This is a genomic window from Spirochaetota bacterium (genome assembly GCA_017999915.1).
Classification (GTDB): Bacteria; Spirochaetota; UBA4802; order UBA4802; family UBA5550; genus RBG-16-49-21.
In genome coordinates this window covers 176,609-191,856 of the sequence record JAGNKX010000006.1, presented here as the reverse complement: position 1 = coordinate 191,856, position 15,248 = coordinate 176,609, and the positions used below count along the sequence as shown (strand labels likewise).

The following is a 15,248-nucleotide window of genomic DNA, read 5'->3' as shown; positions in this document are numbered from 1 at the left end:
ATGGGTAATACCGTTTCCTATCCGTCACGGGAAGACATTCAGGAAGATCCTGATAAATCAAAACAGCCGCGCCCCCGCTGCGTACCATTACGGGACGCGGGAACTGAACCTGCCGGCGGCAAGGCCCGGGGCCTGGCGCGGCTGGCCGGACTGGGACTTCCCATCCCAGACGGATTCGTCCTGATCGACGCAGCCCCGGGACATTTTCCTGAAGGGCTTGAAAAGGCCCTGGAAGAGCTGGGCGATGGAGCAGTGGCGGTACGCTCATCGGCCATGGACGAGGACTCGGCTTCGGCGTCTTTCGCCGGGCAGTACCATACCATTCTGGGAGTACAGGGCAAAAAGGCGGCGCGTGAGGCCATACTCTCCTGCCTGGCCTCCGCCGCGCAGGAGAGCGTCACGGCCTACCGCGATCATCAGGCAAACGGCGGCGCATCGCAGATGGCGGTGGTAGTGCAGAAGATGGTCGACGCCCGGGCCTCAGGCGTGATCTTCACCGCCGATCCTGTCACGGGGCGCCGCGATATCCTGATCCTCGACGCGGTGGCCGGCCTCGGCGAAAACCTCGTGGGCGGCACGTCTCATCCCGACCGCTACCGCCTGTCCAAGAGCGGCGCTGTAATTCAGAACAGGCCGGCAGGTCCAACGGAGGTGCTCAGCCAAACCGAGATCGATTCGATCCGCTCCAGCGCCCTCGAGGCGGAGAGGGGCTTCGGCTTTCCCCTCGACATGGAGTGGGCCATAGATCGCAGCGGCGCTCTTTACTGGCTCCAGGCCCGTCCCGTCACCCGGCTCCCCGCCGATCCCGGAAGCTGGGACATCCTCCAGTCCCCGAATGACCATTACACAAGGGGCAACCTCGGCGAGTGCACGCCCGGCGCGGTCACGCCCCTCTCCGCCTCCACCATCTGGCGCGCCTTCGACCTGGGCATGCAGGTCATGCAGGTCCGCTGCGGCGCCATGAAAGCGATGAGCCCCCACTTCGAGATCATGGGCTTCCGCCTGGGGCAGGTGCTCATCAACCTGACGCGGATCGCCCGCACCGCCACGTCGGTCCTCGGCGCCGATCCTGACCGGATCGCCATCGCCATCACCGGACGACCGGTGCCGGGACTAGACCCCGGCATTAAAAAGCATTTCCTGTTCCGTCTCTATCATACCCTGAAATACACCGCCTACGGACTGTCGGGCAAGGCCCGTCATCGCAGCCTCGAAGAGCGCGTTAAAAAATTCTTCATTGAAAAGCATGACGACCCCCTGGCGCAGTGGAGCGCCATCGACGCAAGGCTCGACGACCTCTGGGACACCTTCGACGATCATCTGGTCACTTCTTTTATCCCGGCGACGGTCGAGCCGATCGTCATGGAGGTCCTCAAGCGGCAGGGGATGACCCTGGCGGAGGCAACGGCCCGTCTTTCCGCCATGCTGGTCGATGAAAGCGACCATGACGTGGAGAGCGCCGATATCGCCCAGGGGATCGACCGGGTGACATCGGCCCTTATGGGCCATAGCGACCTGAGGTCCCGGTTCGTCGATTGCGAGACTGAGAAGGCCCTTCAGTGGCTCGCCGGTGCCGACTCCGCCGAGGGAGGGCGGCTCTTCCAGGACTACCTGGCCCGCCACGGACACAGGGCCTATCGCGAGCTGGAGCTGCGCCAGCCCGAATGGCGCGCGGACCCGCTGCCGCTGGTGCGCTCGCTCCAGGCCGCCTGCCGCGCCCGGCTGCGCAAAACGGCCGACCGGCAGCGCGAAGGATACACCGATAACAATCAGCCGCCGTCTTACCTGCTGAGGCGGCTGGTGCGGATAATACAGTCAGGAGTGAGGCGGCGGGAGCGCACCAAGTCGCTTTTGATATCAATCGTGGCCGGGTTCAAGGATGCCTACCGGCACCTGGGAGAGCGGCTGGCCGTCAACGGCAGGCTTCCCGATGGGGACGCTGTTTTTTTTCTATTCCATGACGAGCTGGGAAAATTCTGCCGCAACGAAGGCTCCTACGCGAACCTGGCCGTTGAGCGGCGGGCGGCCTGGCCCGCCCAGATGCAGGTGGAGCTTCCCGAGGCTTGTCACGGTTTTCCCGAGCCTCTGTCGCCTGAAGATAAAAGTGAAGCGCCGGCCGATGGGAACGGCGCGCTCCAGGGCACGCCGGTCTGCCGCGGCAGGGTCCGCGGGCGGGCCCGGGTGGCCCATACGCCGGACGAGGCAGCCTCGATTCAGGCCGGGGAGATTCTTATCGCCTCGGCCCTTGACGTGGCCTGGACCCCCTACTTTCCGATAATAGCCGGCCTTGCCACGGAGGTCGGCTCCATCGTAAGCCACGGCGCGGTGGTGGCCCGCGAGTACGGCATCCCGGCGGTGGCGGGGCTTCCGAACGCCACGCGTATTTTCAAGACCGGCGATTACGTGGTCCTGGACGGCGACCGCGGCACGCTGGAGCCGGATGCCGATCCGGAATCATCTCACCGCTGAGGATTGAGCAGCAGCACGTCCTTATACTGGGCTTCGATGGCCGGTTTCCTGAACGGAAAGGGAAAATATATGCCGTCGCGCCAGGCCCTGATGCCGTCATCGTAGTGAGGGCTTGACGGATTGTCCGACTGGCCAGAGCTGTTCACCGCCCTCATCGGCTCCTCCCGGCTGAAATCGACGACCATGCGCATGGAAGGGACCAGCCAGGTCTTGAAATCCAGGCCCATCATGTACATTGACACATTGAGGGTGAACATGTCCCCCTGCCCGGGATAGGGGCCGCGGTTGAAGTAGGGCCAGAGCATTTTTATCGCCGTGCGCGAAAACGATTCAAGGTGCGGCGTCATCTTGGAGGTGTCCGTTTCCCAGGTGTAGGTATGGAGCGCGCCCCATTTCCATTTCCCGGTGTCGCCGCCGAAGGTCTTCTCGCAAAAGGCGGTCGCGTCCGCCAGGGAGAGCGCTATGACCTGCGCCCTGGTCTCCTTTTCCGGCGTGCCGATATTGTCCCACAGAGGGCTTTCGTCGCCGCGGACGATAAGATGATCGCAGGTGGCGTTGTAGCTTTCATTATCGACGATCAGGAAGGATTTCCACGCCTTTGACCCGGCCGGGCCCAGCTCATCCAGAAAGATATTCTTTGTCGCCGCGTCCAGGAACGCCCCCGTGAGGGCTGCCCCTTTCGAATCGGCCTTCATGTCGCCGTCAAAGTCTTTCAGTATCGCCAGGGACAGGCGCGCGCCGGCCTTCTTTTTTTCGTCCTTCCAGCCGTCGATCTCTTTCCCGATGGCTTCGGCCAATTCCCCCTTGAAGATCACATTCTTGAGCTTCGGCACGAAGAGCGAACGGACATCGAGCTGCATGGTCATACAGGTCTCCGCCGTGTGCTTGTCCGTGGCCGTCGCCATCTGGACAATCCGCTCGGCCCGCTCCGGCCAGTACCATGTCGATGAGAGAATATAGGGAAAATCCTTCGGCACGGTGCGGTGATTGGCGGTGCCGATGAACCCGGCGGAGGGATTTTTGGCGTTGGGCAATACGTCCACTTTCAACACGCCCTTCCAGTCATATTCGCCGGTCCAGCCGGGGGAAGACATGAGGCCGCGACCCCTGGCGCGGACAGGATAATAACCGATCACCTGCCAGGCGATATTGTCTTTATCCGCGAATACCATGTTCAGCGGTATCGAACGGATCCGCTTGATGACCGGGATAGCCTCTTCCACCGATTTGACGGAGCTCAGCTGGAAGAAGGCGTTCATGCTTTCGTCGTCCGCCAGGGGGACCGTTCTGCTCAGGGCCACGCCGTAGGGAAGATCGAGGGGGCCCGGATGAAGCAAGTGGACCGGCTCTCTTTTCAGGGCCCGGTTCAACAGCGGCCCGTGCACGGTTTCATGGAAGGTCAGGGTAATGGGCTTTTTGCCCTTGACCTTGAATGTTTCCTGGTGTTCAGCCACAGGGAGCCACTCGTCCTTGTACAGGTAATGAAGCTTCCCGTTCACTTCCTTCAGCTGCTCCAGGAACAGGTCCTGGTTATCGGCCATGACCATGGTCATGCCCCAGGCCAGGGAGCCGTTATACCCGGCGACCACGACCGGGGCGCCGGCGATGCTCATGCCGGCCGCGTCATAGTCGCCGCACCGGACATGGATCATGTTCCATAATGACGGTATGCCCAGGGGAAGATGCATATCGTTGCAGAAAATGCTGGCGCCGTTTTTCGTCCTCTGCTTTGAGATGGCCCAGTTATTGGACGCGGCAATGCCCCCCAGGCTGAGGGAATTCAAAATCGGATGAAGCCCGGCAAGGTCCCTGACGCTCTCGGCCGCCTTTTTCAGGTCGATGCCCCTGAGCTTGGCCGCCTCATCCAGCGGGATCGGCTCGTCAGGATATATCGGCAGCATCCAGGCCGTTTTTTCCGTGCCCACGGCCTGGACTATATTCAGAGAGGCGATTTCCTCCGCTATGTTGGATGACAGGCCCAGGTTGACCAGGGTAAACACCTTAAGGGAATCGATGGGCTGCCACGGCTCCGGCTTGAAGCCCGCCAGGGCAAGCTCCGGCGGCAGCCTGTCTTTGTGCGAGTCAAGATAGGCGTTCACGCCCCTGCTGTAGCTCTCCAGGAGCTTGCGGTTCTCGGCGCTTACATTCTTGAAAAGGGTTTCTGCCGCGCCCGAGAGATCCATGGCGCGCATGTAAATATCCAGGTCGACCATGACCGGTCCGCCCATCTCGGAAAGGCGTCCTTCGGAGAGCATCTTCATGCTTATCATCTGGGTGAGCCGGTCCGTGGCATGGACGTAACCCACGGCCAGGGCCATGTCTTCCCTGTTCTTCGCGTCCACGAAGGGTATGCCGTAGGCGTCGCGGCGCACCACCACCGTTTCCTTGAGACCGGCGATGTCGATACTCCCGTTAGGCGCGTCAAGCTTTGCCTTGAAATGCCTGTCCACCAGCGTGGCGCAGCCTCCCAGCTGCAGGCATAGCGCGATAATCCCGCACATCCTGAAAAACAACCTTCCGCCGTTGTGCGGCCCTGGACCGATCATGTGTTTCATTATAACATCCTTCCGTATGATTTTTGCCATGTTAGACGAATTGAGTCGCCGCAATGCAAAAAAATCAAATTATTTTTCGATTAATTTGATATTATCCGCGGGGAGTTGGCAAGCATTATCTAAGCCCGGAGCACCCTCCCGGGGAGCATCGCGCCATTGAAGGCCCCGTTGTCGACTATCATCTGGCCGTTGATGAAAACATGGCGTATTCCTTTGGCGAAATCGGGCTTCCCGTCGTCCGTGAAGTTTTCATCTATTTCAGAAGGATCGAACACAACGAGGTCACCGAAGGCGTTGTTCCTGATTTCCCCGCGGTTTTCCAGCCTGTAGCGCCGCGCCGGCAAACCGGTTATCTTTCTCACGGCCTCTTCGAGACTGAACAGGCCCATCTTCCGGGAATAGTGCCCGATGATCCTCGGGAAGCAACCGTACGCCGATGGCGGGGGCGTACCGGTCTCATGGGCCGGGAGAATCGAATCCGCCCCGATTCCCATTGACGGGTCCAGAAGCATGGGATTGAACATTTTTTCGATCCAGGGCCGCGCGGGAAAGCCGAAGGTAAAGGCGACCTCGCCCTCTTCCTCCAGTGTGAGCCGGCAGAGAGCGCTGAAGGGGTCCGTTTTCCATGCCCGGGCTATGTCAAGAAAGGTTTTTCCTTCCGTCCAGCGGTTGTCATCACTCCCTACCGAAAGCACGCGGATAGGCTTCCATCCGATTGCGCGGATATAGGGATCGGACCACGACCCCTCCTCCCAGTGGGGCCACCGCGGAACGATTGTTTCGATTTCACGCCTCATCCGTTCCCTCGATTCAGGGTCCCGGATCCTTTCAAGCAGCCTGCCGCGTCCACCACGGTTGGCCCACGGAGGGAACAGCACCGTGGCGGTCGTATTGCCGAGGGTATAGGGAACCGCGTCCATGCCGATATCCACGCCGCTCTCCATGGCGTCCCGGATGGCCTTCAGCCCCTTATCAAGCGCCGGATTCGGGAGACCGGGGAGCGGGAGTATCGCGTTGACGGCCTCGAAGAGATCGAAAAAATAGGGCAGGATCGCACTGAGCCAGCCGGGAAGAAACGGCACCGAGTGCAGGTGGGAAATCTGCAATGAGACACGGCCCCTCCGGGCAATATCGATCGCTTCGGCTACGGACTGCGGCAGCGTCGTGCAATAACCGCGAAGGTGGGTCGCGTATACGCGGCCGTAGTCCCCGGCGACCCGGGCGATCTCCGCGAGCTCGTCGGTATGGGCATACATCCCCGGATAGTACATGAGCCCGCTGGATACTCCGACGCAGCCGGCATCAAGGCTTTCCCGGAGAAGGGATTTCATCCTCTCAAGCTCCTTCTCCGTGCAGAAACGGTTGTCATCGCCCATTACCGAAATGCGGATGGTCCCATGCCCCGCCAGCTGCGCGATATTGCACATGACACCCCTGTTCTCAATATACACAAGGTATTCCTTCATGGAATTCCAGTAGAGTCCCTGGATCGGGACGCTCATGCTCTGGATAAGCTCGAGTACCCTGGATTTGTTTTCCGGAAGGCATGGAGCCAGGGACCAGCCGCAGTTACCCACAACGCAGGTGGTCACGCCCTGCCTCACAAAAGACTGGAACCTCTTCACCGGATCCTGGTCCACGATATAAAAATCGTGGTGGGAATGGACATCGATGAACCCCGGGGACACCGCCAGCCCCGTCGCATCGATCGAGCGCCAGGCCTTTTCCTCGCCGAGCCGCTCACCGGTTACAATCCGGTCATTAATGATTCCCACGTCGCCCTGGCGCGCCTTCGCGCCGGTGCCGTCAATGATCGTCGCGTTTTTAATCAGGACATCCACCATGGTTGATCCTCCCGGTGTGAGTAATTGTTCAATACGCAGAGTATATCTACCCCTCCCCCGCCGGGAATCCAACAGGGGAGGGATAGCAGCATTATGGTCTTATACTAACTGGACGCCGCCGTCTTGACACGCGACTTCAAATGCTCCGGCATCAGATCGCGGCTGAAAACGTCTTCGAGGGTTTCCGGTCTGCGGATCAGGTTTGTCGATTTGCCCGTTACCAGGACCGTCGCCGGCCTTGGCATCGCGTTGAAATTGCTCATGGACACCTCCTGGTAGGAGCCCACGTCGAGAAGCGCTAAAAGATCGCCGACCTTGAAATTTTTCGGCAAGCGGACAAAGGGGAGCAGGCGGTCCCCGTAACAGCTCCTGCCGACGATATCGGCCTTTTCTGTTTTTTTCTCGTCAGCCCTGTTGGCTACGACGTAGTCATGGAGATGGTGCTCGTAAATCCCTCCCGTGAACCAGAACTGCGTGGTGTCCACGATATATTTGTTCCACTTGAGGGGCCTGTCCATCGGCTTGGCGTTCTTCACCGTGGTCAGGTGTATGGCGGTATCGCCGTGGAGGGAGCGGCCCGGCTCCATCTGGAGCATCAGCCCTTTCGTGGATATGCCGTTCTTTGGAAGATATTTCTTCAGCGCCGTTGTGCAGGCCTCGGCATAGTCCTCGATGGTGGGCGCGAGCTTCTTGTTGGGAACGTATTCCATCATCAGGTTTACGATGAACCTGACCACCGCGTATCTGATCGTGGAGCCAAAGGGTTTCAACAAGATTGAAAGCCCGTGCAGCGCCAGCAGCTGGTAGGGCTCGGAATAGTGGGTCTCCGCGTTAAAGGGATCCCGGTGACCGGCGAACCCGCCGCCGATGCTGATCTCCCTGGGCTGGTAGCCGCCAAGGGCCTTGCATACATAACCGATTTCCCTCGCATAGGATTTCATCTGTTCCGTCCAGTACCGCGTCGATTGATGGTGACGGCCATGGTGCTCATGGAATCCCACGAGCTCGACATTCTTCATCTTCATAATTCTTTTGCCGATCTCGATGGCCTGCTGGTACATCATCCCTCCCTTGTAGGACATCGCCGCGATGTCGGTGGCGACGGGCCCGGTGGGATTGAAGTGGGAAAACTTGCGGAACCCGGAAATGGTCGGCCTGAGACGCAGCCGTACACTCGCGGTCTTGTTCAGCTTGTTGGCGGCCCTTTCGACCACATCGATCTCCTCGATCCCGTCGAGGGTGATGCGGGCGCCCTTTTTTATAGCATTCTCGATATGATCATCATCCTTGGGGACGCCGTTTACTGAAATATACTGCGGATCAAAACCCGAGTCCAGCGCGACGGCTAATTCACCGGGAGAATAAGTATCGCACCCGCACCCCTCCTCGGCGATTATCTTCTGTATCGCGTGGGACCAGCTGGCCTTCGCTGCCGGCATCACCTTTACGGGTCCGTCGGTCCACCCGGCCTCGAAGCTCTGCTTGTACCTTCTGATGTTTCGCCTGAGATGGTCCTCTGACACCGCAAAAATCGGCGAGCCATATTCTTTGACCAGGTTAACCGTGTCACATTCTTCCATAAAAAGATGGCCGTTTCTAATTGAAAGACAATCATCGATCTTCATTATTCCTGATGCCATAATGAACCTCCTATTCAATTTTTAATATAAATTTATATTTTTAAATTAGAGAACGAATATTCGCTCTCTAATTGATTAAAAAATTTTAAAGGATCATTTTTATAGAATCTAAAATGATTTCAATACGCTGCTCATTGGATAGAGAAGCACTGACATTCTTGAAAAACCTGTCAAAGCGGATCAGATGATGCTTGCTCACCAGGGTATAGGCGTACAGGGTCACATAGCTGTCGATAAAATACGCCGCATGATCCACATTGATATCACTTCGCAGCTGCCCTGATTTCCTGAAATGCTCGACCAGGTTATAATAAAATTCCCGGCCTATGTTTTCAAAGCTGTCGGTTATCGATTCAGCGAAGCCATTGAGGGAATAGGACCCGATGTCGAGATACAGGATAAAATACTGCCTGTACTGCTGAAATTCCTGGGTAAAGGTCATTGATTTTAAAATATCCCCAATGGTGGCAAGCAATGAGTCCCTGTTGATCTGAATTTTCCCATAAAATTCATTGGTGAGGAGATCGCCCATGCGCTGTAATATCGCTATGAATACAGCCTCTTTATTATTGAAGTATTTATATAATGCTCCGACGGATATGCCTGCCTGGGAGCATATATCGGGAATATTTGCCCCATGATAACCATTGTTGGCAAAAACAGTGGCCGCAGCATCAAGGATCTCGTTTTGTCTTTCTTTACTTAGTTTTAAAAATGTTGCATTCATATAATATTGACCAGAAAATGAACGTTCACTCTCCATTTCTCATTTCACTCTGTTTTTGTCAATAAAAAATTCAGATAACCACGATTGTTATCGTGTTTTTAGAAATTTTATTACGACGGACCCGGCCTTAACTAAAGCCGCCCTTTGTTATTTTTAACTGGATTTTTTTACGATTTGAGGATACATTAGCCATCATCAAATATAATAGAGGAAAAAAATGAAACTATCCCTTCCGCCCCAAACCATACTGCTCCCCTCCCCGGTGCTCATCATCGGGACCTATTGCCCCGACGGCAAGCCGAACATCATGAACGCGGCCTGGGGCGGCATAGCCTCAAGCAATCCGCCCTGCATAAGCGTGTCGCTCCGGGAGGCGACGCTAACCCATCACAACATCAAGGATACGGGGGCCTTCACGGTGAACTTTCCCTCCGAAAAGTATTTCAAGGAGGCCGACTACGTCGGCATCGTGTCCGGAAAGGACCATGACAAGTTCAAGGACACCGGCCTCACCGCTGAGAAAAGCAAGCTGGTCAACGCCCCGCTCGTGATGGAATTCCCCTATGCGCTTGAATGCAAACTTTTCAAGCAGGTCGACTGCGGCCTTCACACGATGTTCATCGGCGAAATCGTCGGCATGGTGGCGGATAGCGAGGTAGTGAACGCCAACAATGTCCCGGACATTGAGAAAGTGCGGTCAATCGTATGGGGCTCCTACGGCACCATGGCCTATTATACCATCGGCGAAAAGCTCGGCGCCGCCTTTTCCGTCGGGAAAGAGATAAAGCGAAGTTGAACGAGACCTGCGATCGCCGGCGGGATGCTCCTCAAGCCGACAACTCTTCGAACTTCATAATGAACACCCGTATCTCGTCACGGACGCGCCGGTAATGACCGAGGGCCTCTTCTTCAGATGCGGCGCTACGGGCGAGTTCGGGCGGATCATCGAAACCCGCGTGCATTGTCTTTGTCTTTCCCGGGAAGAAAGGGCAGGTTTCCTGCGCCCCGCCGCACAGGGTAATCACAAAATCAAATTCCCGGCCGGCAAATTCATTTACATGCTTGGATCGCTGCCGGGATATATCTATGCCGATTTCCGCCATGACCGCAACAGCGCGCGGGTCAAGGCCTTTCGGCTCCGTGCCTGCGGAGCACGCTTCCATGATGGCGCCCTTGAAATGACGCGCCAGCCCCTCGGCCATCTGGCTCCTGCAGGAGTTGCCGGTGCAGAGGAATAAAATCTGTAATTTATTTTCACTCATTTGTATTTCTCTTCCTGAGCCGTTCCATAAGCTCTTTTGCTTTATTAACAGCATCTTGTTCCCCCTTATCACAGGGAACCGACCAGGGCTGAGTGACCTGCCAGGTCAATTTCCCGGCAAGAGGTTCCTCAGGATAAGCGCCGGGATCATGCACATCATGTCCCATAAAATCCACCGGTGTTTCCTGGAAACAGGACCATACCGCTTTGCGAATAAGGTTTGGGTCTCCCTGAAACTGAAGGTCAATAAGGGCTATCTGTTTTCTGAATCGCTCGATGAATTCCATGGGGATATTGTAGAGGCACGCATGCATAGCCTCTGTGCCAATGATTTTCTTCTTCTCGTCAATGCCATTTGCAAGCAGGGATTTCAAGGCGGATCCAGTCTGATGACCGTCAGATTCCGGTCCTCCAAGCACGATATAGCGTATATTCGGATTTGCCACTATGTTGCATATCATTTTCTCGAAGCCTATGTTCGGCGTCTGCACCGTGCCTGACAGGGCGGCTCCGGTTTCAGCCCCTGCCCGCACCAGGGCCTCAATTTCCGGAGGGATTTTATCCTCATCAGTGTTAAGGATAATGACTACCGCTGCCGGAGAAAAATCATTGCCACGGATATATCGCCCTGGTTCACAGGGATAATCCGGATGTGGCTTAACTTTTAACAATTATTGCACTCCAGGAATGCGAGGTCACGAGACCTCGCCTTTAAGATACAAAATACTTCTTTCTGAAATAAAGAGCCACGTTCACCAGCCCTATCATGACCGGCACCTCGATGAGGGGCCCAATGACTGCGGCAAAGGCCACACCGGAGCCTATACCAAAGACCGCTACGGCCACGGCAATGGCCAGCTCAAAGTTGTTGCTCGCCGCTGTAAATGAAAGAGTCGCAGCCACCGGGTATCCGGCCCCGATCTTTTTGCTCATAAAGAAACTGACCATGAACATCACTATAAAGTAAATCAAAAGCGGAATGGCGATGCGCACGACATCCATCGGTATCTTCACAATATACTCGCCCTTCATGCTGAACATGACAAAGATGGTGAACAACAGGGCGATCAGCGTTATCGGGCTTATCTTGGGTATGAATTTCGTTTGATACCATTCTTTGGTTTTGACTTTAAGAAGAACGAAACGGGTAATGATCCCCGCGATAAAGGGTATGCCCAGGTAGATAAAAACGCTTTTAGCGATCTGTCCTATGGTGATATCGACGATGCTGCCCTTCAGGCCGAAAAGCGGCGGCAGGATGGTAATAAAGAACCAGGCGTACACGCTGAAAAACAGGACCTGGAAGATGCTGTTGAAGGCGACCAGGCCTGCCGCGTATTCCGTATCGCCGCTCGCCAGGTCGTTCCACACGATGACCATGGCTATGCAGCGGGCAAGACCGATCATGATGAGGCCCACCATGTATTCCGGATATCCGTTAAGCAGCGCGATGGCCAACAGGAACATGAGCACCGGTCCGATGATCCAGTTCTGGACGAGCGAAAGGCCGAGCACCTTCCAGTTGGTAAACACATCGCCCAACTCCTCGTATTTGACCTTGGCTAAAGGCGGGTACATCATCAATATCAGGCCGATGGCAATCGGTATATTGGTCGTTCCCGACTGGAACCGATTCCAGAAATCGACGATGCCGGGAAAGAAATATCCGGTAAAAACACCCGCGAACATCGCGAGGAATATCCACAGTGTCAGAAAGCGATCGAGAAAAGAAAGTTTCCTGGATACTTGTTCTGTCATGATTCAACCTTCCATTACCACATTTGTATTTTAAAGATGTAGGTGAGGCAGAAATATACGCCTATCAAAATAAATAACACACCGGTAATTCTCCGCGCCCACACTTCGACGCGGGAAACGGCATTGAAAACCTTTGATAGATAGTTGGCACCGAAAGCCAGCACCAGCGCAAAGAATAAAACCGGCAAGGCCGTGCCGGCGCCATAAATAGCGGGGAGAAGGACCGGCGATTGTTGTTGGACAGCGACAGGGATAAGACTCCCGAAAAACAATGCCGCTGATACCGGACAAAAGGCGAGAGCGAATATAATTCCCATCGCGAAGGAAGCGGCAAAAAGGTTCTTTTCCGCAAGGCGCTGGAGCCTTGATGTATCGGTCCCTCTGCCGGCCGGAAGGCTTACAAGCTCCATGAGAAGCATACCGGCAATGATGAGAACCGGACCGAGTATCTTGTTTATATAACTCTGCAAAAAGTTTGACACCGCCGGAATAGAAAGCAGGCTCGCGACAATTAACGCCGCAAGCGCGGCATAGGCGGTCGCCCTTCCCAGCAGATACAATGTTCCGGTGATAAAGACCTTTTTTGCTTCAGCGGCGTTTTTTCCGATAAAAGAGACAGCGGCGATGTTTGTCGCAAGGGGACAGGGGCTTATTGACGTGAGAATGCCCAGCCAGATGGCGGCAATCAAGCCGGATGATATTCCTTCGCTCATATGCCCTTTAAATATCCTGTTATCTCGTTTTTAATATAACAAGTAAAAGCCGATTCATCCCGCACCAGCTCCCAGATTTTATCCAGGTTCTTCCATCGTATCTGCTTGCCGCTAGCCGAATCAACGATAACCACTGATTTTGTGAACAGCTTGTAATCGTCGGCAAAATGCCTGTTTTCAGGCAGCTCAATATTTACCGGCTTCCATATGATTTTCTTTTCCGCCAATTCCGCAGAAAAAAAGTTCTTAACCGTCGATTCGGTCAATGCCTCAATTTTCCGGCAGGTTGGACACCGGAACGTTGTATGAAAATAATAGACCGTGATCGCATGGTTTTCCATGGCCGCGGCATTTTGTTGCGTTCCTTCCGATGCTGTTTCGGTTTTATCCGGCTTTCGCACTTCTGTTGCGACAAGGTAGACAATACTAGTAGCTACAAAAATCGATAATACAATAGTCACTATCCTTCTTATTTTCATGAAGCAATCCTTTTATAATGTCATATCAGAAGATCTAACTGCACGAGCAACCCGAAGCCTTTGCTTCAGATATCGGCGCACCCTGCCCCATGATCCTGTCGCTCAATTCAGCCACAATCTTCTCGGTAAAAGGGGTTTTACCCTTCTCAATGCCAAAATCAGTCAGAACATATGAGGTAGCAGAAACACCGACTCGTTCGAGCGCTTTTTTCGCGCACATGGTCCCGCAGCCGTCAATGGTAATGTTCAGATCAGCGCCGCGGGCGGATTCAACAAAGCCCGAAAGGTCCGCTCCGACACCGGCAAGACAGGTAAGGCGCGCGAATCCCTTATCACGGAGCTTTCGAGAAACCTGGTCCGCAATCTGGCCAACATCGGCCGCGCCGGAGCATGAATACAATAGTTTTACGCCGCCAGAACAACAATCAGCCATAATAATCCTCCCCTTTTTGCTATATAGTTTAATATATCAGATTGAAAACATATCCAACGATCATAATGCCCACCGCAACGATGCCGACAAATATGAAGATCAGCGGCAGCTTAAGGACCTTTTTTAAAATAATCATCTCCGGAAGCGAAAGCCCGATGACCGACATCATGAAGGCAAGCGTGGTCCCGAGGGACGCGCCCTTTTCGAGAAGGGCCTGGACTATCGGGATAATGCCGGCTGCGTTCGAATACATGGGCACGCCGATGAGAACAGCCACCGGTATAGACCACCATGCCGATTTTCCCATGATGGACGCCATGAAATTCTCCGGAACGTAACCGTGTATTCCCGCTCCCACGGCAATCCCGATCACGATATATACCCACACCTTTGAGACGATATCTATTACGGCAAGATATCCCGCCTGTATTCTTTCAATGAATGTTATTTTTCTTTCTTCGATCTCGATTTTCCCCGCCTTTATTTCATAAACCCAATCCTCGACAAAACGCTGAACTTTCAGTTTACCGATGATCCAGCCGGACAGTATCGCGATAATAAGGCCGGTGGAGGCGTATAAAACAGCCGTCTTCCATCCAAACAGACCGAAGAGGAGCACGAGCGCGACTTCATTGATCATGGGAGCCGCCACCAGAAAGGAGAATGTGACACCCAGGGGGATGCCGCCCTCCATGAATCCGAGAAAAAGCGGGATCGCGGAGCAGGTACAAAATGGCGTTACAATACCGAGGGTGGCTCCCATGATGTTTCCAACAAAGAGGGGCTTCCCTTCCAGGGCTTTGCGTGTTTTTTCCGGTGAAAAAAAGGAACGGATAATGCCAACGACAAAAACGATGAATGTCAGAAGCAGCAGGACCTTGGGCACTTCAAACAGAAAAAAGCGTATCGCTTCGGTAAGATGCGAGGTCTTGTCCAATCCAAGCAAGGAATAGACAATGTAATTTACACCGCTTTCAAGAAAAATATACAGAACGATACCAACAGGGATGAGCAATAACGGCAATAGGGCCGTCAGCTTTATTTTTCTCTCATTGTTTTGAGAGTCAATGGTTGGACTCGTATTATTCCCGGTACAGCACTCGCTCATGAATCTATCCTCTATTTAGTGCTTATCAATTTTTTAATTTCATCTTTAGACGGCACTTTACCGGCGACCTTCACCACTCCGTCAACTACCAGGGCTGGCGTGGTCATGACGCCATAGTTCATTATTACCTTGATGTCTGTGACATGATTTACAAAAGCATCGACTCCCATTTCACCAACCGCCTCTTTCGTCAACTCCTCGAGTTTTTTGCACTTGGCGCAGCCGCTTCCGAGTATTTCCAGCAACATCATGTTCCTCCTA

Annotated in this window: 14 protein-coding genes; 2 read left to right on the top strand and 12 right to left on the bottom strand. The window is 54.6% G+C overall.

Annotation, left to right across the window (positions count from 1 at the left end; all coding sequences use genetic code 11):
• Positions 1-2,469: a hypothetical protein gene (locus KA369_10835; protein ID MBP7736457.1), complete on the top strand. Its 2,469-nt coding sequence runs from the start codon at positions 1-3 to the stop codon at positions 2,467-2,469.
• Here the strand turns inward: KA369_10835 and KA369_10830 are convergent.
• The 4 genes from KA369_10830 to KA369_10815 form a co-directional block, all read right to left on the bottom strand.
• Positions 2,460-5,024 carry a penicillin acylase family protein gene (locus KA369_10830; GenBank protein ID MBP7736456.1) on the bottom strand — a complete coding sequence of 855 codons (2,565 nt, stop codon included), beginning with the start codon at positions 5,022-5,024 and terminating at the stop codon, positions 2,460-2,462. The two genes, KA369_10835 and KA369_10830, sit on opposite strands and share 10 nt — an antisense overlap.
• A gap of 119 nt (positions 5,025-5,143) precedes the next feature.
• Positions 5,144-6,868, bottom strand: coding sequence for an amidohydrolase family protein (locus tag KA369_10825; protein MBP7736455.1), 1,725 nt, complete (start codon positions 6,866-6,868; stop codon positions 5,144-5,146).
• A gap of 104 nt (positions 6,869-6,972) precedes the next feature.
• Positions 6,973-8,508, bottom strand: a complete 1,536-nt coding sequence (locus KA369_10820) for a hypothetical protein (protein ID MBP7736454.1) — start codon at positions 8,506-8,508, stop codon at positions 6,973-6,975.
• 85 nt (positions 8,509-8,593) lie between these two features.
• Positions 8,594-9,235, bottom strand: coding sequence for a TetR/AcrR family transcriptional regulator (locus tag KA369_10815; protein MBP7736453.1), 642 nt, complete (start codon positions 9,233-9,235; stop codon positions 8,594-8,596).
• Between the two features lie 217 nt (positions 9,236-9,452).
• Between KA369_10815 and KA369_10810 the strand changes: the two genes are divergently transcribed.
• Complete coding sequence (locus KA369_10810; GenBank protein MBP7736452.1) at positions 9,453-10,031, top strand: flavin reductase family protein; 579 nt, start codon at positions 9,453-9,455, stop codon at positions 10,029-10,031.
• A 31-nt stretch (positions 10,032-10,062) separates the two neighbouring features.
• Here KA369_10810 and KA369_10805 read toward each other — a convergent pair whose 3' ends face one another.
• The 8 genes from KA369_10805 to KA369_10770 are packed head-to-tail and all read right to left on the bottom strand — an operon-like array spanning position 10,063 to position 15,235.
• Positions 10,063-10,497 carry an arsenate reductase ArsC gene (locus tag KA369_10805; protein MBP7736451.1) on the bottom strand — a complete coding sequence of 145 codons (435 nt, stop codon included), beginning with the start codon at positions 10,495-10,497 and terminating at the stop codon, positions 10,063-10,065.
• Complete coding sequence (locus tag KA369_10800; GenBank protein ID MBP7736450.1) at positions 10,490-11,167, bottom strand: tetrahydromethanopterin S-methyltransferase subunit A; 678 nt, start codon at positions 11,165-11,167, stop codon at positions 10,490-10,492. Before KA369_10800 ends, KA369_10805 begins: the two co-directional genes overlap by 8 nt.
• Positions 11,168-11,207: 40 nt before the next feature.
• On the bottom strand, positions 11,208-12,254 hold the full coding sequence (gene arsB, locus KA369_10795) for an ACR3 family arsenite efflux transporter (protein MBP7736449.1): 1,047 nt from the start codon (positions 12,252-12,254) through the stop codon (positions 11,208-11,210).
• Between the two features lie 14 nt (positions 12,255-12,268).
• The gene (locus KA369_10790; GenBank protein MBP7736448.1) at positions 12,269-12,967 is read right to left on the bottom strand and encodes a sulfite exporter TauE/SafE family protein; all 699 of its coding nucleotides are present in this window, start codon (positions 12,965-12,967) and stop codon (positions 12,269-12,271) included.
• Positions 12,964-13,446 carry a hypothetical protein gene (locus KA369_10785; GenBank protein ID MBP7736447.1) on the bottom strand — a complete coding sequence of 161 codons (483 nt, stop codon included), beginning with the start codon at positions 13,444-13,446 and terminating at the stop codon, positions 12,964-12,966. The genes KA369_10790 and KA369_10785 overlap by 4 nt, the downstream gene beginning before the upstream one ends.
• Positions 13,447-13,480: 34 nt before the next feature.
• Positions 13,481-13,879 carry a putative zinc-binding protein gene (locus KA369_10780; protein MBP7736446.1) on the bottom strand — a complete coding sequence of 133 codons (399 nt, stop codon included), beginning with the start codon at positions 13,877-13,879 and terminating at the stop codon, positions 13,481-13,483.
• 28 nt (positions 13,880-13,907) lie between these two features.
• A complete protein-coding gene (locus tag KA369_10775; protein ID MBP7736445.1) occupies positions 13,908-14,987 on the bottom strand; it encodes a permease in 1,080 nt (359 codons plus the stop codon).
• Positions 14,988-14,998: 11 nt separating this feature from the next.
• On the bottom strand, positions 14,999-15,235 hold the full coding sequence (locus KA369_10770; protein ID MBP7736444.1) for a TM0996/MTH895 family glutaredoxin-like protein: 237 nt from the start codon (positions 15,233-15,235) through the stop codon (positions 14,999-15,001).
• Positions 15,236-15,248 lie beyond the last annotated feature (13 nt).